Raw genomic sequence first — 20653 nt, forward strand, 5'->3', positions numbered from 1 at the left:
GCCAAATATGCTGCTGCGTAATGGAGCCGGTCTCTCGATTGGGAGGCCGGCTTCCGCGTTTTCGAAGGTACAGTCATCGTCTTACAGCGAAGGAGTTCTCGTGAAGAAAGTACTTCTGCTGACGGCCGACGCCGACAACGGACTCGGTACCGCAATCCGTGACGCCGTCAGGGGTGAGGCGGAGGTAGTTCGATTACCTGAGCGCACCACGGGGGCGCTCCGTGCGGAGTTGCCGACATGCGACGTCGTGGTGGGGGACTGGAGTGGTGATCTGCCACTGGGCAAGGAGGAAGCAGAGCTCGGCCGGAATGTGCTCCTCGTCCAACAGCCTGGTGCCGGAACCAATTTCATCGATGCCGAAGCCTGGCGCGCCGCCGGAGTTCCGGTGGCGAATACTCCCGGTGCAAACGCGAACTCGGTTGCGGAGTGGGCAGTGCTCGCGGCAGGTGTGTTGTGCCGCTCCATGTTCTGGGCGCACAACGAGGTTACCGATGGTCGATGGCCACAGGAATCCATCCTGACGCGCGATTGCCGCGATCTGGCGCAGCGCCGGGTCGGCGTCGTAGGTGTTGGTTCGATCGGCCGCCGGTGTGCAGAATTGTTTGCCGCCTTCGGTTGCGACGTCTACGTCACCGCGCGTTCGAGACCGCGTGACACTGTGGCTGCGACGTTTGTGTCACTCGACGAGTTACTGCCTCTCGCGGATGTCCTGGTGCTGGCCGTCCCGCTTACGGAATCAACTCGGGGACTGATCAATTCCCATCGAGTTGCGCAGTTGCCCACCGGAGCGATCGTGGTCAATGTGGCGCGCGGCGCTGTCGTCGACGACGCGGCATTGGCGCGTGCCTTGCGTTCCAGGCATGTCGGCGGCGCTGCCCTCGATGTGTTCGACGTTGAACCACTACCGATTTCGAGCCCGCTCCGTGGATTCGATTCGACCCTCCTGAGCCCGCACGTCGCCGGCGGCAGCGCCGGAGCGCGTGCGTCGATCTATTCGATGACGGCGCAGAATGTCGCCAGTGCGCTGCGCTCGCAGACAATTCGGTGGACATTGTGATTCGGTGGACATTGTGATCGAGGGCCGTGTTACCGAAGTATTTCGGTCCGCACGTTCCTCCAGGTGCAGTGTTTCGCCGAGGTAAGTTCCTGTCCCCGGTCCGCACGGTGGACCCGGTTGGTTCTCGGGTGTAGGTACACACAGCTAGGTTTGCTCTCCACGACCCGCAACTGCGGCACAGATCACAAACAAAGGTGTGAGTAGATGGCCTCGCTGTCAAAGTTTGGAAGGACTGCTCTTGTTTCGGCTGCGCTGCTGCTGACCGTTGCAACCGGCGCATGCAGCCGCCCGGCGACGCAAAGCACAGCTGATTCTGCCGGAAGTGGACCACTGCGTATCGCAGTCGGAATCGATGCTTCCTACGCTCCGTTCTTCGTAGCGGATCAGGAAGGCATGTTCGACGCTGCCGGTTTGGACGTCGAACTCGTCCAGTTCGGTCGTGGTGGCGAGGCCGTCGACGCACTCTCGACCGGGCAGGTCCAGATCGCCGGTAGCTCCGATACGACAACGATCGCCCAGTTGCGTCAGAATCCGTCGTTGCGCGCGATGTACTCGTACGAGGCGTCGGGTGACTACATCAAGGTCGTGCTGCGTAACGGTGTCGACTCACCGGCTGCGATCAAGAAGATGGGCATCGTCCCGGGTCTCAGCCAGATTTCGACGGACAAGTACCTCGCTGCCAACTCCATTGCCCCCGGTTCGGTCGAGATGATCTCGGCGACCCCGACGGACATGCCCGCACTGCTCAGTCGCGGCGACATCGACGGGTTTGTCCTGTGGGAGCCGTGGCCGGCCACCACCCTGGATCAGGGAACCGGCCACGTGGTGGCAGTAACCGGAGACTACGGCTGGTTCTATCATCATTGGGCGATCACGACGGCTCCGTGGTTGTCGGCCAACGAAGAGACAGCGCGAACCGTCGCGAAGGTGCTCGACGAGGCAACGCGCAAGGTCGAGTCGGATCCGGGCGTGGCAGCGTCCGCGACCAAGGCGGCTGTGAACGTCAGCGAGGATCAGACTATTGCCGCGGTGGACGAGATCGACTTCGCCGTGGTGAATCTCGAAGCTGCGGATGTCGAGTCGGCTCAGTCGATCGTAGATTTCTACAAGTCGATCGGTGTTCTCAGCGACCAGCCGGATCTCGAATCGGCAATGCTTCTGGATTGGTACAAGGATGGTGCACAGTGAGTATCGCAACAAGTGGTTCAACGACCAGCTCGACGAATAGCGCGGGGACAGCCGGCCCCGGCAAGAAGAACACCGGTGTTGCCATCGACGTGGTCGACCTCGGAATCAGCTTCGGCGCGGCGGAGATCGTCGCCGGAATCGACATGCACGTGCAGCCAGGTGAATTCGTCTGTCTGCTCGGTCCGAGTGGCTGCGGCAAGTCGACGCTGCTGTCGTCCATGGCCGGCTTCGTGGAACCCAGCGCCGGCGAGATCGTGTGCGACGGAGATGTCGTCGCCGGCAGTAACCGCCACGCCGGCATGGTGTTTCAGAGCTCCGAAGCGTTGTTCGAATGGATGACCGTGAGCCAGAACGTGGCCTACGGCCCCAGGATGCGTGGAGCGAACCGCAGCGAGCAGGCGAGTATCGCGGCCGAGTACCTCGCGATGGTCGGCTTGCCCCACGCGGGTGCGAAGTTCCCCTCGCAGCTGTCCGGCGGTATGCGGCAACGTGTTCAGATCGCACGAGTTCTTGCCAACCAGCCGTCGTTGGTTCTCATGGACGAGCCGTTCGGTGCGTTGGACGCTCAGACTCGTCAGGTTCTGCAGACCGAACTCGACCGTATCTGGCGGCACACCCGCTGCACCGTGGTATTCGTGACTCACGATATCGACGAGGCACTGACGTTGGCTGACCGTGTGATCGTGATGTCGGCCGGCCCGCGGGCCCGGATCAAGAGCGTCTACGAGGTCAATGCGGCTCGTCCGCGAGACCGCAACGATCCCGAGGTGATCGAGCTCTACGAGAAGCTGCGGGACGACATTCGGGCAGAAGTGGTTGCGTCGCTGCGGAACCAAGGCATTGAGGAGGACGAGCTGTGACGGCTGTAGTGACCGGTGGTTCAGCCGGTGTGAGAACAGCGAAGGTGGCGGAGACAAAAAAGCGTTCGTCGGCGCGGCGATCCAAGATTGTCAAAGCGACGCTGATGTATGCAGCCTCAGCGGCAATCGGTTTGGGCATCTGGTCGTTCCTGGCGTGGTGGTACGGGCCGACCACCATTGCATCACCGGCCGAAGTATGGTCGGCGGCACAGGAACTGTGGGAGAGCGGCGTTCTGTGGTCGTCGATCACCGCATCGGGTCAGCGAATTCTCATCGGCTGGTTCCTGGGTGTCGTGATCGGTGCTCCCGTCGGAATTCTGATGGGCCGCATTTCCATCGTGCGACAGCTCCTCGATCCGTACATCGAGTTCTTCCGGTTCATTCCGCCTATTGCGTTTGTCACTCTCGCCGTCGTCTGGTTCGGCATCGGTGAGACGTCGAAGGTTGTTCTGATCTTCTACACCTCGGTATTCATCGTCACGGTCAGCACGATTGCCGCGACTGTAGCGATCAGCGAGAACAAACTGCAGGCAGCGGCAAATCTTGGTGCCAACAAACTTCAGATCATGAAGACGGTGGTCTTGCCGTCGTCGATCCCCGGCATCGTCACGGGCGCTCGCCTGGCGATGGGCAACAGCTTCCTCACCATCGTGTCGGCGGAGATCGTCGCCGCCGACCAGGGTATCGGTTCGATGATCTGGCAGGCTCGAAACTACGGCCGGATCGACTGGACGTTCGTCGGCATCATCGTCCTGGGCATCATGGGCTTCATCTTCGACCGGATTCTCCGCATTCTGTCCTCGCGGTACCTCGCCCGTTACGGCGTCAAATAGTCAGGAGCGCAGCATGAATCACCCGCTGAGCATTGCCGAGCAGGCCGGAATTCCGGGACCGCCCGAGTTCACCGATATCGAGAGTGAGCGGCGTCGTCGCAAGACCGCTGTCATCGGCGGGTATCGGATTTTGTCGAAATTCGGTTTGGACGAGGGAATCTCGGGACATATCACCGCCCGAGACCCAGAAGATCCGGAGACTTTCTGGACTGCGCCGTTCGGGCGGCACTTCTCCCAGGTTCAGCCGGAGGAATTGCTGCATGTGGCGTCGGACGGCGCGGTCATTTCCGGAGACGGACCGCTCAACCGAGCAGCGTTTGTCATCCACAGCAAGGTTCACGAGGCTCGTCCCGACGTCATCGGAGCTGTTCACGCTCACGGTTTGAACGGTAAGGCGTTCTCCTCGCTGCACACCCGCCTAACGCCGATCACTCAGGACGCGTGCGCCTTTCACGAGGATCACTCGATCTACGAGGAGTATCACGGGGTGGCGCTGGACGAAGAGGAGGGGATTCGCATCGCGGATGCCCTCGGATCGAACAAGGCCGTGATCCTCACCAACCACGGTCATCTGACCGTCGGAACTTCCGTGGAGAGCGCAGTGTGGTGGTATGTGTCGATGGAGCGGTCGATGCAGGCGGAGTTGACGGCGCGAGCCGCCGGTGATCCGGTTGTCCTGCACGAGAAGATCGCGGCGCAGACCTACGAAGCAGTCGGCACCGAGAAGGTGGGGTGGTTTGCGTACTCGACCATCATCCAGAAGATCGCAGCAGACGAACCCGAGGTATTCGCGCACTGAATTCTTCGCGCACTGAATTCCTGCGAGCATTGGGCCCGTCGACCGAGAGGTCGGCGGGCCCTTTTCGTGCTGTCCCGCAACTGTTACCGAGGTCTGTTGAGCGGACCGGTTTCATTTGCGTGAGTCCGTCGGCGCAATACCGTATCGAGTGTGAACAAAACGTCTTCCACGGCGACCGACAACGAGATCGGCGTCGATATTCTGATCATTGGTGCCGGCCCCGCCGGGCTGTACGGCGCGTACTACGCAGGCTTCCGCGGCCTCTCGGTTGCCGTGATCGATGCCCTTGCGGAACCGGGGGGACAGGTCAGTGCGATGTACCCGGAGAAGGCGATCCTCGACATCGCGGGATTCCCTTCGGTCAAGGGACGCAACCTCATCGAGGGTTTGATGGCGCAGGCTGCCCCGTTCGATCCGGTGTACCTTCTGGGCATGCAGGCTCGTGAGCTGTCGCATGACGACGACGGCCGGGTGCGGATCACCACCAGCACGGGCCAGGTCGTGGTGGCCGGCGCGGTTGTCATCACCGGCGGCATCGGAACCTTCACCCCGCGTCCGTTGGCGAAGGGTTCGGAGTTCATGGATCGGGGGCTGAGTTACTTCGTCCCGGATTTGTCGGCGCACACCGGGAAAGACGTTGTCATCGTCGGTGGCGGCGACAGCGCGTTCGACTGGGCCGTTCACCTGGAACCGATTGCCAAGTCCGTCACCCTGGTTCACCGGCGAGATCGTTTCCGCGCGCACAAATCCACAGTCGCCAAGGTGCAGGAAAGCAGTGTCCAGGTTCTCGTCAACGCCGATGTCTCGGCGGTACGTGGAAACGGGTGGATCGGCGAGGTCGACATCACCCACAAACAAGACAAGAGCACGTCCACGCTGCCCGCTCAATCCGTCATCGCTGCATTGGGATTCACGGCCGACCTCGGTCCGATGATGGAGTGGGGAATCGAGATCGACAATCGCCACATCGCGGTGAACACACGGATGGAGACGAATGTTCCGCGTGTGTATGCCGCCGGGGACATCACGGACTATCCCGGCAAGGTCCGCTTGATCGCCGTCGGTTTCGGCGAGGCCGCGACTGCGGTGAACAACGCTGCGGCAGTGCTGGATCCGGAAGCAGAAATCTTCCCTGGACACTCCACCGAACAGGAGAGCTAGGCAATGGCATTTGTCATCGGTGAAGCATGCATCGACTACACGGACCGATCGTGCATGGAAGAATGCCCCGTGGATTGCATCTACGAGGGTGATCGCAAGCTCTACATCAACCCGAACGAATGCATCGATTGCGGCGCTTGCGAATTGGCCTGCCCGGTGGAGGCGATCACCGTCGACCGGAAAGCAGACCCGGATTTCAAGGAAGACAACAAGCGCTTCTTCCTCGAGGTCTTGCCTACCCGTAGCGAGCCCGTCGGAAATCCGGGTGGTTCGGCAAAGATCGACATCGTCGGCGTCGATACCCCGATGGTTGCGGCGTTCTGATGGCTGGCGGCCTGCAACTCGGATACGTTGATTCGTCTTTCGGGCAATTGCATTACGCGCAGCAAGGTTCGGGTGAGGCGATTCTCCTGCTTCATCAGGCGCCCCGGTCGTGGGACGAGTTCCGCGAGTTCATTCCACTCCTTGCCGACGACTTCCGCGTTGTCGCGATGGACATGCCGGGGTACGGCAACAGTGCTCCGGTGCCCGGCCCGCAGACCATCGAGACCTATGCGCGAGGCGCGTGGGAATTGCTCGACACCCTGGGCGTCGATCGAGTCACGGTCATCGGTCACCACACCGGTGCGGCAGTGGCGCTCGAGATGGCGGCATCACGCCCCGAGAGGGTGCACGCTGCCGTGCTCTCGTCGTGCCCGTGGACCGACCGCAACTACCGCGAGGGGCACTCGGGACCCGGTGGGATCGACTGCGTCGACCGGGCCGCAGACGGTAGCCATCTCACCAGGCTGTGGGAGATGCGTCGCCCCTACTACCCCGAACCAGGCACCGCACTGCTCGACAGGTTCATCCGAGACGCGCTTGCCTACCGGGTAGATCCGGCGGAGGGGCACAAAGCCTGCGCCCGCTACGTCATGGAGGCGAGAGTCGGTTCGGTGACTGCGCCGGTTTTGCTGATCGGCGCGCAGAAGGATCCCTTCTCGATGCCTAACATTGCGCCGTTGCGTGCACACCTGACGGGTGCGGCAGTGGTGGAAACGGAGATCGTCGAATCGGGGACCGTCGCACTCGTCGAGGAGCACGCTCCGCAGATTGCATCCGCCGTCCGCATGTTTCTGGAGAATTACGCAGGTAGGCGCCCCGTGTAAACTCTGCGGGACGGGTTCACTGAGCGGACCGTGTGGCGTGCGTCTCATCGTGTCGTCACCATAGTGTCAGTCTCGAAGCACCTGCACCTAACGAGGACCCCGACCGATCTCGGTCGTTGTGGCACTCGGTCTCGGCAGGCTGTCACAGATCGTTCAGGAGGACACTCATGGCCGCTCCACAACAATCCGTCGGGTTCGGATCCGTACTACCCATCGCGTCGGAAACGACCGCTGCATCGCAGCCTGCAGGTGAACTGTCCTCGGTCCTGGGCAAGGCTCGAATGATCTTGGACGCTTTCGACACCGACCACAGTGACCTGTCTCTGACGGAGCTCACCCGGCGCAGTGGGGTCGCGAAAGCGACGGTTCACCGGTTGGCCGGCGAGCTGGTCGAGTGGGGATTGCTCGAGCGCGCGGGTACCAAGTACCGGCTCGGCCTGCGATTGTTCGAGCTGGGCCAATTGGTGCCGCGTCAGCGGATTCTGCGCGACGCGGCGCTGCCGTACATGGAGGACCTACTACTGGCGACGCAGGAGACGGTTCACTTTGCGGTTCGTGACGGCATCGACGTCCTCTACATCGAGAAGATCATCGGACACCGCGGGCTCAATCAGCAGTCGCGGGTGGCCGGTCGGCTCCCGCTGTACTGCACCGCCACCGGCAAGATCATCCTTGCCTTCTCCCCGCAATCGGTCTTCGACGAGGTAGTCGAGCAGGGTTTCACCGCCTTGACCAGTCGAACGACGATGTCCGTCAGCGTGCTGCGCCAGCAAACCGAGCGGATGCGTAAGGAACAACTCGCGGTGGAGGTCGAGGAGACACGGCTCGGGTACATGAGCGTCGCAGTGCCGGTGTTCAGCGGCCCGCGCACTCTGGCCGGCGCGTTGTCTGTGACAGCGCCGACGGCTCGCCTCAACGTCAGCCGCATCACCGGGGCCCTGCGCACTGCCGGCGCCGGAATCACCCGAAAACTTCATGCCATGAAGTGCACACATTCGCCGAGCGACCCGCTGGCTCTGCGCACGATCTGCAGTCCGGTGATGTGTTCGTTCAACGGTTGCGGCAAGTAGCGAGGCGCGGTCTATCGCCGGGCGCGGAACACGCTCTTCTCGCAGTCCCAGGTGTGTGGGCCGACGCCCCTCTCACGTAGCACTGCTTTCTGTACCTTGCCGGTTTCGGTGAGTGGCAACGTGTCCACGACGTCGATGTACCGGGGAAGTGCAAAGTACGGCAGCTGTTGCTGGGAGAACTCCAGAATCGAAATGGGGTCGAAAGATACTCCGGGGCGCAGTATTACAGTTGCCATGACGTCGTCCTCGGCCAGATCCGACGGTACCGGGAAGACGGCAACCTGACCGACCGACGGATGCAACGCCAGAACGGTTTCCACTTCGGCCCCGGAAATATTTTCACCGCGGCGCCGAATCACGTCTTTGATGCGATCGACAAATCGGAACCAGCCGTCTGCTTCCCGAATCACCCTGTCACCGGTCTGTATCCAACTCTCCGTCGCCGGAATCTCCTCGCCCAGATAGCCCAGTGAACAGGCGCCGGGGATCGTGCTGCGGACCACCAGTTCGCCGGGCTCCCCGTCTGCGGCCGCAGTACCGTCGTTGACGACTGCGGCGTCGTAGCCACTCATCACCCGCCCCATGTACCCGGCCCGCCGATCTCCCGGAAGTGTGCCGATCACGAGATTGGTTTCGGTACTTCCGAATCCGTCCACGAGTTCTACACCGAATCTCTGGGCAAACGGTTCGATCAGATGAGCCGGCGTTGCGGGGGCAAGTGCCACGTGGACGCTGTGCTGTCGGTCTTGCGGCGATGGGTCCGCGTTCATCAACATGGCCACCATCGCACCCAGCAGGTAGTCGACAGTTGCGCCGATCTCGCGAACTTCGCGCCAATGATTGCGGACCGAAAAGCGTTGTCCCAGGAAAAAAGTAGACCCGGCCCAAAGGGACTGAACAAAGGCATTGAGAGCATTGGTGTGAAACAGCGGCAGGCAGTTGTACAGCACATCGTCCCCGGTGAGCCCGAGTGAGGCGCCGACGCCTTTGCCCCACTGCAGGAACTGCGCGTGCGGGCATCGGACGCCTCGGGGCAGACCGGTGGTGCCGGAGGTGAAGAGTATCGCGGCCAGGTCGAGCGGATCGAGGGTCTCGGGCTCACAGCCCGGATGCGAACCGGCAGTGGGGACGCACTGTTCACCCATGACCCACACGGTGCCGTCGAATCCGGCTACAGCGCCTGAGTATTCGGGTGAAACCAGGATCCGTTGTACACCAGCCTGTTCGAGTGCGCCGGCAACACTGTCGGCTCGGAGGGCCGTATTGAGTGGGACGACAACCGCACCGATCCACGCGCATCCGAGAACAAGGTCTGCCAGTTCGATCCTGTTGCCGGACAGTGCCGCCACGCGCTCCCCACGGCCGACACCGTGATTACGGAGATCCGCCCCCATCGACGCTGCACGATCCCGCAATTCGCGGTAGGTGACCGTGATCCCGTCGACGACGAGCGCCGGGTGCTCCGGACGCTCCAAAGCTCGCCTCCGGATCAAATCCGGAAGCGAGCGCGGAATGGCATGTGCGTCGTGGGGCATGGGTAATTGTATCCCTCAGGGTACGACGACGGCCCGGCCGGCAACCTTGCCCTCACCCATCAACTGCAGTGCCGTTGCGATGTCATCCAGCGGAAACTCCTGCACTGCAACGGAAATCTTGCCTTCGATGAGCAGCCGGATCATTTCAGGTGCCAGTTCGGCTTGCCGGGCAGTCTTGCGAATCATGTTGACGGGCAGGATCCGGACATCGCTGAGCAACCAGTTCGGCAAGTCCAGGGTGAGGCTCTTACCCAAGGTATATCCGATCAGGGCAGCCCGGCCACCGGGGACAACACTCGCCAGAAGGTGCGGCAAGCCGTCGCCGCCAAGCGTGTCGATCACGGCGTCGACGGAAGGCTCGGATCCCACCACTCCGGCAAGTTCGTCGCCTTGCCCGACGACGGGACGCACACCCTCCGGAAGCAAGGCAGCCTGATCTTCGCGCGGTACAACACCGATTACCTCGGACGCTCCGGCAAGCAGAGCGAACTGTGCTGCCATCGATCCGACAGCGCCGGATGCTCCGGCGACAACAACTCGTTCGCCGGGAGCGACGGCTGCAATGTCGTTGACGGCAACATAGCCGGTTGTGCTGGGCAGGAAGAAGGTTGCGGCGACGGCCGGCGACAGTGCGGGATCAAAGGGTGTGAACGCCTTGTCTGCCGCTACCAGATACTCAGCCCAGCAACCGTTCTTGAACAGTCCGACTCCGCCGCCTCGGACCAGAAGGCGGGTGCCAGGCTCATAGGTGTCGGATTCGATTACCGTCGCCGCTCCGTCTGTTCCACCGATATGTGGCAGGTTCGGCTTGACTCCGAAGTTTCCGCTCGCGACGGTGATGTCGAGATGGCCGAGCGCGGCAGCGTCGATGCGCACGAGCGTCTGACCGGATTCACGTGTGGGAATGTCGATGTCGTCGATGACCGGTGAAGTGCCGAACTGATGGAGTCGGGCCGCGCGCATTGTGTCTCCTAGTAGCGATCTGTGAATGGATGTACTGAATATGAGTGAGGTCAGGACAGGATCGACTGGTCGCGAAGTCCGGCGATCAGTTCGTCGCTGTATCCGAGCACCGACTCGAGGACGTCGTCGGTGTCCGCGCCCAGCACCGGCGCAGCGCGTCGGATCGAGCCGGGTTCGGAGTTCCGGCGAACGGGGATGCCTTCGTGGAGGAATGTTCCGGCGAGGGGATGTTCCTGTGCCGAATAGAAACTGCGTGCCCGAAGATGTGGATCGCTCTCGACCAGGTCGCGTCCGTCCTGGACGGTGCCGGCCGCGATACCCGCCGATTGCAAGCGTTCCATGACGGTTTCGGGTGACAGAGTCCTGGTCCAGTCGGCGATGGCGTCGTCGATACGTTCGTGATCGGCTTGGCGGCTTTCTGCACTCGCGAAGTCAGGATTGCCGATCCATTTCTCTGCTTCGATGATGCGGCACAATGCATTCCATTCCGTGGTATCGCGAACGGCAATCGAGCACCACCGGTCGCTGCCGAGGCACGGGTACACGCCGTGTGGTGCCAGTTCGTGATGGCTGTTGCCGATCGGATCGGGGGACTGTGACCGGGCGGCTCGGAGAACGCTGGTACCCATGTGCGCTGCCATGGCTTCGAGTTGTGACAGGTCTACGTGCTGTCCCCGGCCGGTCCGGTCGCGGTAGTCGAGGGCTGCCAGCATCGCGACGCCGGCTTGCAGTCCGGCGACGATGTCGCCATGGCCGTAGATGACTCCGACAACGTCATCGGCGTTCCAGCCGGTCAGTGCGGTCAAACCGGTACTTGCCGAAACGATGTCGGCATACGACACCCAGTCCTTGCGAGGACCGGTGTGACCCATCCCGGACATCGACACGTAGATGATGTCCGGTTTGAGCTCCCGGAGTTGTTCGTAGCCGAGCCCCATCTTGTCCATGACCGACGAGCTGAAATTCTCGACCACGACGTCGGAGTTCCTGATCAGGTCGCGCAGTACCGAAAGGCCCTCTGCGGATCGGGTATCGAGTGTGATGCTGCGCTTGTTGCGGTTGACGTCGTTGAAGTACCCGCTGGTGTTCGGATTGTCGTGCGGTCCTCGCGAGAGATGCATGAAAGGTGCAAAGCGAGTCGGGTCCGGGCGTCCGATCGATTCGACCTTGATGACATCGGCACCGTGGTCGGCAAGGATTCTGGTGCCGTACGGGCCCGCCAACACCCACGTGAGATCCAGGACGCGGACACCTTCGAGGCTGGGCGTGCTGCCACCGCTGAACTCGTGGGTTTCGTTCACTGCCACAGGCGAGGTGGCCTTCAAGAGTTCCTGATGCTGGCCCAACCGGGCAGCCTCGAGCGTTCCGATGCGCCGGCCTTCGGGGAAAGCGAAGCCGAACCCGAGATCGCGGTAGGTACCGTGATCTCCGGTCACGTCGGTGAAGAAGTCCCGGTCGTTGAGTTGCGGGTTACGCAGCAGTTCTTCGGGCCGGTCGACCGCTGCCCACGGCAACTTGCGTGACTGCGCGCTGACCGCGAATTCTTCCTTCGGCCACTTCGCGATGAAGGCGGACAGAACGTCGAAAATGTGTTCCTGATGCGTCTTTCGGTAGACCGCGTCGGACCACTCCGGTTGATCGAGATCGTCCTGAGCATCGTTGTCGATCAGCCAGGCCAGCATGCCGTCCCACATGCGGGGGCTACCGCCGAGGCCGCCACCGACATAACCGTCGGCGGCCTGGAACAGTCCGTGCGGAACGAGCGGATGTACCCGGCCCGGACGCGGTGGTACGCGGTCCTCGTGAATGTAGGCAAGAGTGCCCGCTTCCAGCGCGGCGGCAACACATTCCTGAGCGCTGATCTCCAGCAACGGGTTGTGGCCCTTGGATTGCGAACGCAGTCCGAGAAGCACGCCGATTGCGGCATTGATTCCGGCGAGCTGCTCAGCCTGGAGTTCGGGGAGCAGCAGTGGAGGGTGCTCGGGATCGCCGACCTGGGCCATCATCCCGCCGAGTGCCGCGACGGTCAGATTTGTTGCCTTCCAGTCACTTCGCGGTCCGGTTGTGCCGAAGGGTGTCACTCGTACGTGAACGAGAGATCCTCGGTTGTCGCGTAGAGCGCCGGTCGCGCTGCCGTCGAGCAGGACGTCGGCACTGCGCAGCAGTGCTTCGAAAGCGAGGCGATCGTTGCTGTCGTCGATATCGAGGACAACGGACTTCTTGCCCGCATGCCAATGCAAGTACGAATCACCCTGGGACTCGGTGCGACTGGGGTCACCGGTGGGTGGTTCTACCAGAATGACCTCGAAACCCAGCCCGACCAGGATGCGCCCGGCGAATCGCGCAAACGGACTGGAAATCTCTACGACCCGTACCGGGGGATGCACCACAACTACTCCGTTTCAATCGAAAGATATCGCCGAACCGACTGGAGTCGAACGTAGTTCTGCGGGCCGGTGGGCGACATGATTTCGGTCTGCCCACCGGACCCGTTCTCACTCTCCGCTCAGGCGGCGTTCTGCTCGAACCATCCCGAGAGGAGGACAGCGGACGGATCGATGTCCGCGGAGATCTTGCCCTGCTCGCGGAAGAATGCAACAAGTTCGTTTGCGCGCTCCACGTCGTCCTCGGTGAATCCGCGTCCACCGAAATCGATTTGGGTCACCCGGTCTGCGGCCTCGGCCGGGTCCATCTGTATAGACGCGGCAATTGCGGTTGCAGCCCGATCCGGATCCGAGTTCACGATTGCCGACGCTTCCGAGATCACCTTGAACACCTTGCCTGCGGTTTCTTCGTTCGCGGACAACCAGTTGTCCGAAGCGATGATCCATTGGGCGTACTTGGCGCCGAAGTCGCCGGTCGTGGCAACAACGCGCCCGCCGGTATTGACACTCTGCGTCACCCAGGGGTCGAAGGACAGGAAGCCGTCGATGTCACCGCGCGCCAGCAAAGCAGGCTGTTCGGGCGGGCTTGTGCTCACGAGTGTGACCGTCGTGGGGTCGATGCCGAGACTGGCCAGGTACTGGTTCGTGAAGTAGAGGCCGATGCCGGGGAAGACGCCCATGGTCTTGATCGACTTCGGCTCGACGCCATTCCTCAGTACAACCTGGAAGTATCGGTCGGATTCCTGAAATACGCCCAGCGCCCGCAGGCTCGGATTGGCGGCCATGACGGACAGTGCCGTCGAGTCGGCATTGCCGGAGAGTTCCGAAGTTCCGGCTACGACGTTCTGGGCGCCCGCCGCCCCGCCTTCGGTCTGGATGACCTGGACGTCGAGGCCGGCGGCCTCGAACATGCCCTCGTGGTCGGCCAGGAAAATCGGGGCGTACGACGGGTCTACACCCACCGCGATCCGTACCAGGTCACCACTTTCCGCGGAGTTGTCGGTAGCGGGCCGGGTGCATCCGCTGACCGCGATCGTCAGGGCGGCGAGAGAAGCGACTGCGCCCACCCATTTCTTCTGAAATTTGTTGAGCATGATGGCCTCTCGGTAAATGGGAGCTGTCAGCGTCCCGTGAAGGTGGGGGACCGCTTGTCGAGGAATGACTGAAGTCCCTCAGCAGCGTCGTCCGTCTTGATCAGGTCGAGCACTGCCTCGAATTCGAGATCCAGCGCTTGATCGAGCGGCAACGACATGCCCTCGTCGACAATGCGTTTGATCATTCCGATGGTGGCAGTGGGTTTCGTCGCGAGTTCGCGTGCGAGGTCAGCGCAATGCGCATCGAGGTCGGCGTCCGCAACGACGGTGTCGACCAGGCCGATATCGAGTGCATGCTCGGCGCTGAGGCGCTTGCCTTCGATCATGAGCACTTTGGCTCGGTGAGCCCCGATGAGGCGTGGAAGTCGCTGGCTGCCACCGGCACCCGGAAAAAGCCCAAGTCCGATCTCGGGGAAGCCGATGGTCGCCGACTGCGCCATGATGCGGAAGTCGCAGGCCAACGTCAGTTCTGCTCCGCCGCCGAGTGCGTGCCCGTTGATCTTCGCGACGACAGGTTTGGGAGCCGACTCGAGGATCCGCTGTACGTCGACCCACGGGCGCATCGCGCGCTGAGTTTCTTCCGTCAGCTCGCGCATCACGGTGATGTCCGCACCGGCGACGAAGAACCGTCCAGTGCCCGTCACGACAATGACGCGGACGGTCTGGTCCGACGCGAGTACCGGCAGTATCTCCAGAAGCTCGGCGATCATGCTGGGGTTGAATGCGTTGGCTGGAGGTTTGTCGATAGTCACGGTGGCAATCGAGTCTGTGACGTCGACGGTGACGAAGTTGTAGGTCTGGCCGGTCTGTCTCGTCAAGTGAGCTCCTGTCAGCGGGTTGGCGGGGTAAACCGGTCGAGCCGGGGGATGTGTAGTGGGAAGTATGGTGGGGACCCTCACGCGGCGGTACCGCTCGGGTTCGGTCAGTAGACCAATGCGGATGCTGATCGCGTAGGAACTTTCTTCGCTGTGATCACGGCGATATTTGCTCCTGTGACAGGATTGAGCCCGTGACTTCTGCAGTACCGACACCGCCCGAGCCCGTCGTCGACAAGCGTCCCGAGTCGATTTTCACGATAGGGACCAGGCTCGAGGACCGGCTCGGACGAACCGGAACCATCCACACACCGCACGGCGATATCGCGACGCCGTCGTTCGTGGCCGTCGGAACCAAGGCCACGGTCAAGGCCGTGCTGCCCGAGTCCATGAAGGAACTCGGTGCGCAGTCGTTGCTCGCCAATGCGTACCACCTGTACTTGCAGCCGGGACCCGACATCGTCGACGAGGCCGGCGGGCTGGGCAAGTTCATGAACTGGGACGGGCCCACCTTCACCGACAGCGGTGGCTTCCAAGTCATGTCGCTTGGTGTCGGGTTCAAGAAGGTGCTCGCGATGGAGGCCGTCAGTGTGCAGTCCGACGACGTCATCGCGAAGGGCAAGGAGCGTCTCGCGACAGTCGACGACGAGGGCGTGACGTTCAAATCGCACCTCGACGGCAGTAAGCATCGCTTCACCCCCGAGGTGTCGATGCAGATCCAGCATCAGCTCGGCGCCGACATCATGTTCGCGTTCGACGAGCTCACAACGCTGCTCAACACCCGCGGCTACCAGGAGCGATCGGTCGAGCGCACGCAGGCGTGGGCGATCCGCTGTATCAATGAACACGAGAAGCTCACCGCCGAACGCGCTGACAAGCCCTATCAGGCTCTCTTCGGCGTGATCCAAGGCGCGCAGTACGAAGATCTGCGACGTCAAGCCTGCCGCGGACTCGAGTCGATCGAAGGCGAGAACGGATACGGCTTCGACGGCTACGGCATCGGCGGCGCCCTCGAGAAGCAGAACCTCGGAACGATCGTGCGTTGGTGTAACGAGGAACTACCCGAGAACAAGCCGCGTCATATGCTCGGCATCAGTGAACCGGACGACTTCTTCGTCGCAATCGAGAACGGTGCGGACACCTTCGACTGCGTCAACCCGTCGCGTGTTGCTCGCAATGCTGCGATTTACGTCCGCTCCGGCAGGTTCAACATCAACACCAGCCGATTCCGTCGTGACTTCACGCCTATCGACGACGAGTGCGACTGCTACACGTGCGCCAATTACACCCGCGCGTACATCCATCACCTGTTCAAGGCGAAGGAAATGCTCGCGTCGACGCTCTGCACCATCCACAACGAGCGATTCACCGTGAAGTTGGTCGACGATATCCGAGCCAGCATCGAAGGTGGGTATTTCCACGACTTCAAGGCGGACATGCTCGGAAAGTTCTACGCGGCGAAGACGCCTGCACCTCAGGCGTAGGTCGGTTCGCGCTTCTTCACGTATGCGATGACGCGGTAGGTGATCGGCATGACCAGAACCTCGACAAGCGTCTTCCACAGGAAGCCGACCAGCACGTAGTTGATGAAGTCTTCCCATGTGCTGATGCCGATGACACCGGCCGCGATGGAACAGAAGATGAGGGTATCGGCGAATTCGCCGACGACGGTCGAGCCGATCAGCCGCGCCCACAGATGCTTCTCCTGCATGCGCTTTTTCATCATGACCAGAACCAGTGAGTTCAGTAGCTGTCCGACGAGGTAGGCGGCCAAGCCCGCGACCAGTAGCCGGGGAATGACACCGACCACGGTTTCGAGGGCGGCCTGGTTCTCGTAGAACTCTGCCGACGGGAGTTGCACTGCAATCCAGAAGCACGCAGCGGCAAGAATCAGTGCGCCGAAGCCCAGGTAGATCGCGCGTCGGGTCGCTTTGAAGCCGTAGACCTCGCTGAGCACGTCACCGAGGACGTAGGCGAGCGGGAACAAGAAAAATCCACCATCGGTGATGATGGGCAGAATCTGCAAGGGACCGAGCGAGAAGTCGGAATCCGCAAAGAAGGCGACCCCCTTGGTCGCCGCCACGTTCGAGATCAGCAGCGTTGCGGTGAAGAGCGCGACGATCGTCGGGTAATAACCCCGGCTGACGTGCGCAAATTTGGTTTCGTGGGTCGATTCGTCTTGCTGATCCTGAGCTGTCACGTCCGTCATCCAAGCACCACAAGGCGCTCGGATGCGAGTTGGCGACCGTCCAGTTGCGCAGAACACACCGAAGGCCCTGCGGTTTCACGTGGAACCGCAGGGCCTTCGGTGATGCAAACGAACGGATCAGGCAGCTACATGGCCGCCGGTCAGCACGCGGTATGCGTAGGTGCTGGCGATCAACGCGACGGGCGCCGTCACCAGAAGACCGATTCCACACAGCAGCGCACCGACGATGTTGATACCGATCAGAGCGAGCGCCAGCAGGACCAACGTTCCGACGTTCGACGAGGTCAACGCGTAACTCGATTTGATGCCCGAAATCGCATCCTGATTCTTGTCCACGATGAAGGTCAGCGTGTAGTAGAGCAGGAACGCCGCGATGATGCCGGGAATGATGCAGAGAGCCAAACCGACGTAAGTTGCCACTGCTACCAGGAAACCGCCGAGAACAACTGCGCCGATGTTGGTGAATTGGAAGAAGGTGCCGAAAGCCGGCTTGATTCCATCCAATTCGCTCAACGCTCCACGAAGGAATGCGGCTTGGATGATGTAGCCGACGATAGCGGTGACCAATCCACCCACAATGGACAGCGCGCTGAACTCTGTGTTGGTGTAGTCGAAGCCGTTGAAAGCGCCCTGGATCAGTCCGGCGATCAAGAACGCGATGATCGAGATTCCGATCCAAACCAATGCGTTGTCTTTGAACTTGTTCCAGCCGTAGGTAATTGCCGCACCCACAGAAAGCTGCGGTCCACCGAATCCTGCGCCGTAGTCGTTGGCGGGCGGCGGTGGGAAGTTACCGCCTCCGGGAGGTGGCGGGTATCCACCGGGCGGTGGGTAGTTGCCTCCGGGAGGGGGATAGCTTCCACCCTGCGGAGGCGGCGGATATCCACCTGGCGGCGGGTAATTGCCACCTTGAGGAGGTGGGGGGTATCCACCGGGCGGCGGGTAGCTTCCGCCCTGCGGAGGCCCCGCCGGCGGGGGATAGCTCCCAGGAGGAGGCGTTCCCTGCTGGCCGTAGGGATCCTGGGGCGGGAATTGCTTTCCGTCCTCGGGATTCTGGTTGGGGTCGTGCCCACCGGTTGTCATATGCGCACCTAACCCTTGACTACCTGAGTTCCACCAGCGAGCTCGTCATGCTTGCCCTGCTTGGTGGGGCTGTTGTTGATCGTGACCGCGATGACGATGTAGGCGACCAACGCGAGGATTCCGCCGATGATCGGAATGATCGAGAGCAACGTGAAGGCGTTGCGAATCGCAGACTGCTGGACGGAGGGGCGAGGTGCGCCACCCGGACCGTGTACTGAAAGGCCCAGAATCATCTTTCCCAAAGTCCGACCCTGCGTTACTTCCATTGCGATGAAGTAAGCGAAGGTCAGAATTCCCGAGAACAGTCCCGAGACCAGAATCAAGCTGTCGGAGTCACTGACCAATAGAGCCAGAATCGCGGCGATGACGCCGACGATGATGCCGTCGATGATGCGGGCACCGAGTCGAATCCACAGATCGCCCGGCTGAGCACCCGAAGGCAGCCGGTTTCCTCCGCCGTACGCACCTTGGTCGTTGAACTGCGGAGGCGGCGGGAAGTTTCCGCCCTGGGGCGGCGGCGGGTATCCACCGGGAGGCGGGTAGTTGCCACCCTGAGGGGGCGGGAAGTTTCCGCCCTGCGGGGGCGGGTAGCTTCCGCCTTGCGGGGGGCCTGCGGGAGGGGGGTAACTTCCGGGAGGAGGTGTTCCCTGCTGGCCATATGGATCCTGGGGTGGGAATTGCTTCCCGCCTTCTGGATTCTGGTTGGGGTCGTACCCACCGGTTGTCATGTGTTCCCCTCAGTCGTAAATATCGCGCTCGAGTGTGACAGTGGATATGACCCTACTGGGATCAAAGAGCGATGTGGATGACATCTGCTCACTTGGATTCGGAGGTCACCTGTGGTTTAGGCTGCGTTGTATGACGAGTTCCGGGGGCAACAACGACGATTCTTCGAGCGATTACCAGGCAAAACCTGGGTACGGAGAATTTCCGAGCCTGCCTCCTGAGGGGTACGGCGTGTCCCCGTCCGAAACGCAGTCTTCACCTGAAGTTCCCGGATATACCACTCCCAACGAGCAGTACCCGGGTTATCCACCGCCGTCGTACAACCCGCCCGGTAATAACCCCCAGCCGGGCGGAATCGGTGAACCGAACCCGTACCTGCCGCCGCAGAATTTCGGACCGCAAAATCAGTATCAGCAGAATCAATATCAGCAATCCGGACAATACGGACAAGCTCAATACGGACAGCCTCAGTACGGCCAACCTCCGAACCCGTACGGTCAACCGAATCAATTCGCGGGTGGGTACGCACCGCCGATGCAGCCGGTCGGCACCAATGGTCTCGCAATTGCATCGCTGGTTGTATCGCTTGCGGGTGGTTGCTTTTACAGTCTCGGCGGAATCGTCGGAATCATTCTGGGAATTGTCGCGCTCAATCAGATCAAGCAGACAGGTCAACAGGGGCGCGGGCTTGCGATAGCCGGAATTGCGGTCGGCGCGGCCTTCTTGGCAATTTTTGCCGTGATTCTCGTGGTCGCACTCATAGCGAGTGCATCGTCGTCGTACTGAAGTGTCGTCGTGCTGAAGTGGCGAGCGCTCACACGGGAGTGACGACGGACGACGCAGGAAGTGGCTTGCCGAAGTAATAGCCCTGGCCCATGTCGCAGCCGGCCCGCAAGACGTTGGCTGCGTGTTCCGCGGTTTCGACGCCCTCTGCGATCGAATCAAGCCCTAGCTTCCGAGCGATGTCGGCGATGGACTCCATGACCATGAAGGCACGGTCTCCAGCACGACCCGCTGCGCTGACGGCCCAGGTCAAGGATTGGTCGATCTTGAGAATGTCGAGCGGCAATTCCGACAATGCGGAGAAAGACGCGAAGCCCGCCCCGAAATCATCCAGCGCGATTCGAATTCCCTCGTTGTGCAAGACGTGAAGAGTCTCGGCGGCATGCCGGCCTACGACGCCGAGTTCGGTGACTTCCACGATTATTCTGCTCAGTGGCGTTTGTGAACTGTCGAGGGCTCCGAGGATCTCGTGAGCGGCGTGCGGGGTAGCGAGTTGGCGAGGTGAAAAGTTGACCGCGACCATCATGTGCTCAGGCCACGACGCTGTTTGGGCACAAATCATTTCCAGAGCTTGTAGCCCGATGGGAATGATGAGCCCAGAGGATTCGGCGGAGCGCATGAAATCTTGAGGTTCGATCAACCCTCGCAGCGGATGACGCCAACGCAAAAGAGCTTCATAGCTGATAATTGCTGACGAGTTCAGATTGACCTGGGGTTGATACAACACCTCGAATTGATGGTCGTCGAGTGCCTCGCGAAGCTCGCGGACCATGCGTATTCCTTTTCGTCCTGAGTCGCCCGTGCCGCACGTGCGTGTCAGCGTGGATGCTGCAAGTGGGTACTGTGGTCGGATTCCAGGTTCAGATCCCGGGCGTGGTTTTGCAGGAACAACTCGCCCGGAATTTCCTTCGCCAGTCTCGACCGTACTTCACTATTCGAGAATTG

20 protein-coding genes are annotated in these 20653 nt (G+C 61.5%); 11 read left to right on the forward strand and 9 right to left on the reverse strand.

All coding sequences use genetic code 11. The annotated features are described in order from the left end of the window. The first annotated feature begins 100 nt into the window (after positions 1–100). The 9 genes from RHP72_RS01935 (at position 101) to RHP72_RS01975 (ending at position 8116) form a co-directional block, all read left to right on the forward strand. Positions 101–1057: an NAD(P)-dependent oxidoreductase gene (locus RHP72_RS01935; protein WP_019746501.1), complete on the forward strand. Its 957-nt coding sequence runs from the start codon at positions 101–103 to the stop codon at positions 1055–1057. A gap of 204 nt (positions 1058–1261) precedes the next feature. Then, positions 1262–2245: an ABC transporter substrate-binding protein gene (locus RHP72_RS01940; RefSeq protein ID WP_125050212.1), complete on the forward strand. Its 984-nt coding sequence runs from the start codon at positions 1262–1264 to the stop codon at positions 2243–2245. Further along, entirely contained in the window at positions 2242–3105 is an 864-nt protein-coding gene (locus RHP72_RS01945) for an ABC transporter ATP-binding protein (RefSeq protein ID WP_007731623.1), read from the forward strand. Before RHP72_RS01940 ends, RHP72_RS01945 begins: the two co-directional genes overlap by 4 nt. Beyond that, the gene (locus RHP72_RS01950) at positions 3102–3938 is read left to right on the forward strand and encodes an ABC transporter permease (protein WP_019746502.1); all 837 of its coding nucleotides are present in this window, start codon (positions 3102–3104) and stop codon (positions 3936–3938) included. The genes RHP72_RS01945 and RHP72_RS01950 overlap by 4 nt, the downstream gene beginning before the upstream one ends. A 13-nt stretch (positions 3939–3951) precedes the next feature. After that, the gene (locus RHP72_RS01955; protein WP_054188628.1) at positions 3952–4737 is read left to right on the forward strand and encodes a class II aldolase/adducin family protein; all 786 of its coding nucleotides are present in this window, start codon (positions 3952–3954) and stop codon (positions 4735–4737) included. Positions 4738–4887: 150 nt separating this feature from the next. Continuing rightward, a complete protein-coding gene (locus RHP72_RS01960) occupies positions 4888–5898 on the forward strand; it encodes an NAD(P)/FAD-dependent oxidoreductase (RefSeq protein WP_050655582.1) in 1011 nt (336 codons plus the stop codon). Positions 5899–5901: 3 nt separating this feature from the next. Continuing rightward, positions 5902–6222, forward strand: coding sequence for a DUF362 domain-containing protein (locus RHP72_RS01965; RefSeq protein WP_007731605.1), 321 nt, complete (start codon positions 5902–5904; stop codon positions 6220–6222). Next, on the forward strand, positions 6222–7046 hold the full coding sequence (locus tag RHP72_RS01970; protein WP_007731603.1) for an alpha/beta fold hydrolase: 825 nt from the start codon (positions 6222–6224) through the stop codon (positions 7044–7046). Before RHP72_RS01965 ends, RHP72_RS01970 begins: the two co-directional genes overlap by 1 nt. Positions 7047–7213: 167 nt before the next feature. Further along, on the forward strand, positions 7214–8116 hold the full coding sequence (locus tag RHP72_RS01975; protein WP_007731601.1) for an IclR family transcriptional regulator: 903 nt from the start codon (positions 7214–7216) through the stop codon (positions 8114–8116). An 11-nt stretch (positions 8117–8127) separates the two neighbouring features. On the opposite strand, the gene RHP72_RS01980 is transcribed toward RHP72_RS01975, so the two are convergent. The 5 genes from RHP72_RS01980 to RHP72_RS02000 form a co-directional block, all read right to left on the reverse strand. Next, positions 8128–9651 (reverse strand): AMP-binding protein, encoded by a 1524-nt coding sequence (locus tag RHP72_RS01980; RefSeq protein WP_064073555.1) that lies wholly within the window; start codon positions 9649–9651, stop codon positions 8128–8130. Between the two features lie 15 nt (positions 9652–9666). Continuing rightward, positions 9667–10614: a zinc-binding alcohol dehydrogenase family protein gene (locus RHP72_RS01985; protein WP_007731598.1), complete on the reverse strand. Its 948-nt coding sequence runs from the start codon at positions 10612–10614 to the stop codon at positions 9667–9669. Positions 10615–10664: 50 nt separating this feature from the next. Beyond that, positions 10665–13001 carry a CoA transferase gene (locus RHP72_RS01990; protein ID WP_257217648.1) on the reverse strand — a complete coding sequence of 779 codons (2337 nt, stop codon included), beginning with the start codon at positions 12999–13001 and terminating at the stop codon, positions 10665–10667. Between the two features lie 119 nt (positions 13002–13120). Beyond that, a complete protein-coding gene (locus tag RHP72_RS01995) occupies positions 13121–14092 on the reverse strand; it encodes an ABC transporter substrate-binding protein (RefSeq protein ID WP_311094242.1) in 972 nt (323 codons plus the stop codon). Positions 14093–14118: 26 nt separating this feature from the next. Next, on the reverse strand, positions 14119–14910 hold the full coding sequence (locus RHP72_RS02000) for an enoyl-CoA hydratase/isomerase family protein (RefSeq protein ID WP_020723626.1): 792 nt from the start codon (positions 14908–14910) through the stop codon (positions 14119–14121). 191 nt (positions 14911–15101) lie between these two features. On the opposite strand from RHP72_RS02000, the gene tgt reads away from it, so the two are divergent. After that, positions 15102–16391: a tRNA guanosine(34) transglycosylase Tgt gene (gene tgt / locus RHP72_RS02005; RefSeq protein ID WP_311094243.1), complete on the forward strand. Its 1290-nt coding sequence runs from the start codon at positions 15102–15104 to the stop codon at positions 16389–16391. Here tgt and RHP72_RS02010 read toward each other — a convergent pair. The 3 genes from RHP72_RS02010 to RHP72_RS02020 form a co-directional block, all read right to left on the reverse strand. Next, positions 16382–17116: a queuosine precursor transporter gene (locus tag RHP72_RS02010; RefSeq protein ID WP_030535741.1), complete on the reverse strand. Its 735-nt coding sequence runs from the start codon at positions 17114–17116 to the stop codon at positions 16382–16384. The genes tgt and RHP72_RS02010 overlap by 10 nt on opposite strands. Positions 17117–17233: 117 nt before the next feature. After that, a complete protein-coding gene (locus tag RHP72_RS02015) occupies positions 17234–18199 on the reverse strand; it encodes a hypothetical protein (RefSeq protein ID WP_223304518.1) in 966 nt (321 codons plus the stop codon). Positions 18200–18207: 8 nt separating this feature from the next. Next, positions 18208–18927, reverse strand: coding sequence for an RDD family protein (locus RHP72_RS02020; RefSeq protein WP_047271549.1), 720 nt, complete (start codon positions 18925–18927; stop codon positions 18208–18210). Positions 18928–19057: 130 nt separating this feature from the next. On the opposite strand from RHP72_RS02020, the gene RHP72_RS02025 reads away from it, so the two are divergent. Continuing rightward, positions 19058–19711, forward strand: coding sequence for a DUF4190 domain-containing protein (locus RHP72_RS02025; RefSeq protein ID WP_047271551.1), 654 nt, complete (start codon positions 19058–19060; stop codon positions 19709–19711). 28 nt (positions 19712–19739) lie between these two features. Here RHP72_RS02025 and RHP72_RS02030 read toward each other — a convergent pair whose 3' ends face one another. Continuing rightward, positions 19740–20480 carry an EAL domain-containing protein gene (locus tag RHP72_RS02030; protein ID WP_003943863.1) on the reverse strand — a complete coding sequence of 247 codons (741 nt, stop codon included), beginning with the start codon at positions 20478–20480 and terminating at the stop codon, positions 19740–19742. Between the last annotated feature and the right edge of the window lie 173 nt (positions 20481–20653).

The organism is Rhodococcus sp. SG20037, from assembly GCF_031763325.1.
In the GTDB taxonomy this organism is placed as follows: domain Bacteria; phylum Actinomycetota; class Actinomycetes; order Mycobacteriales; family Mycobacteriaceae; genus Rhodococcus_F; species Rhodococcus_F qingshengii.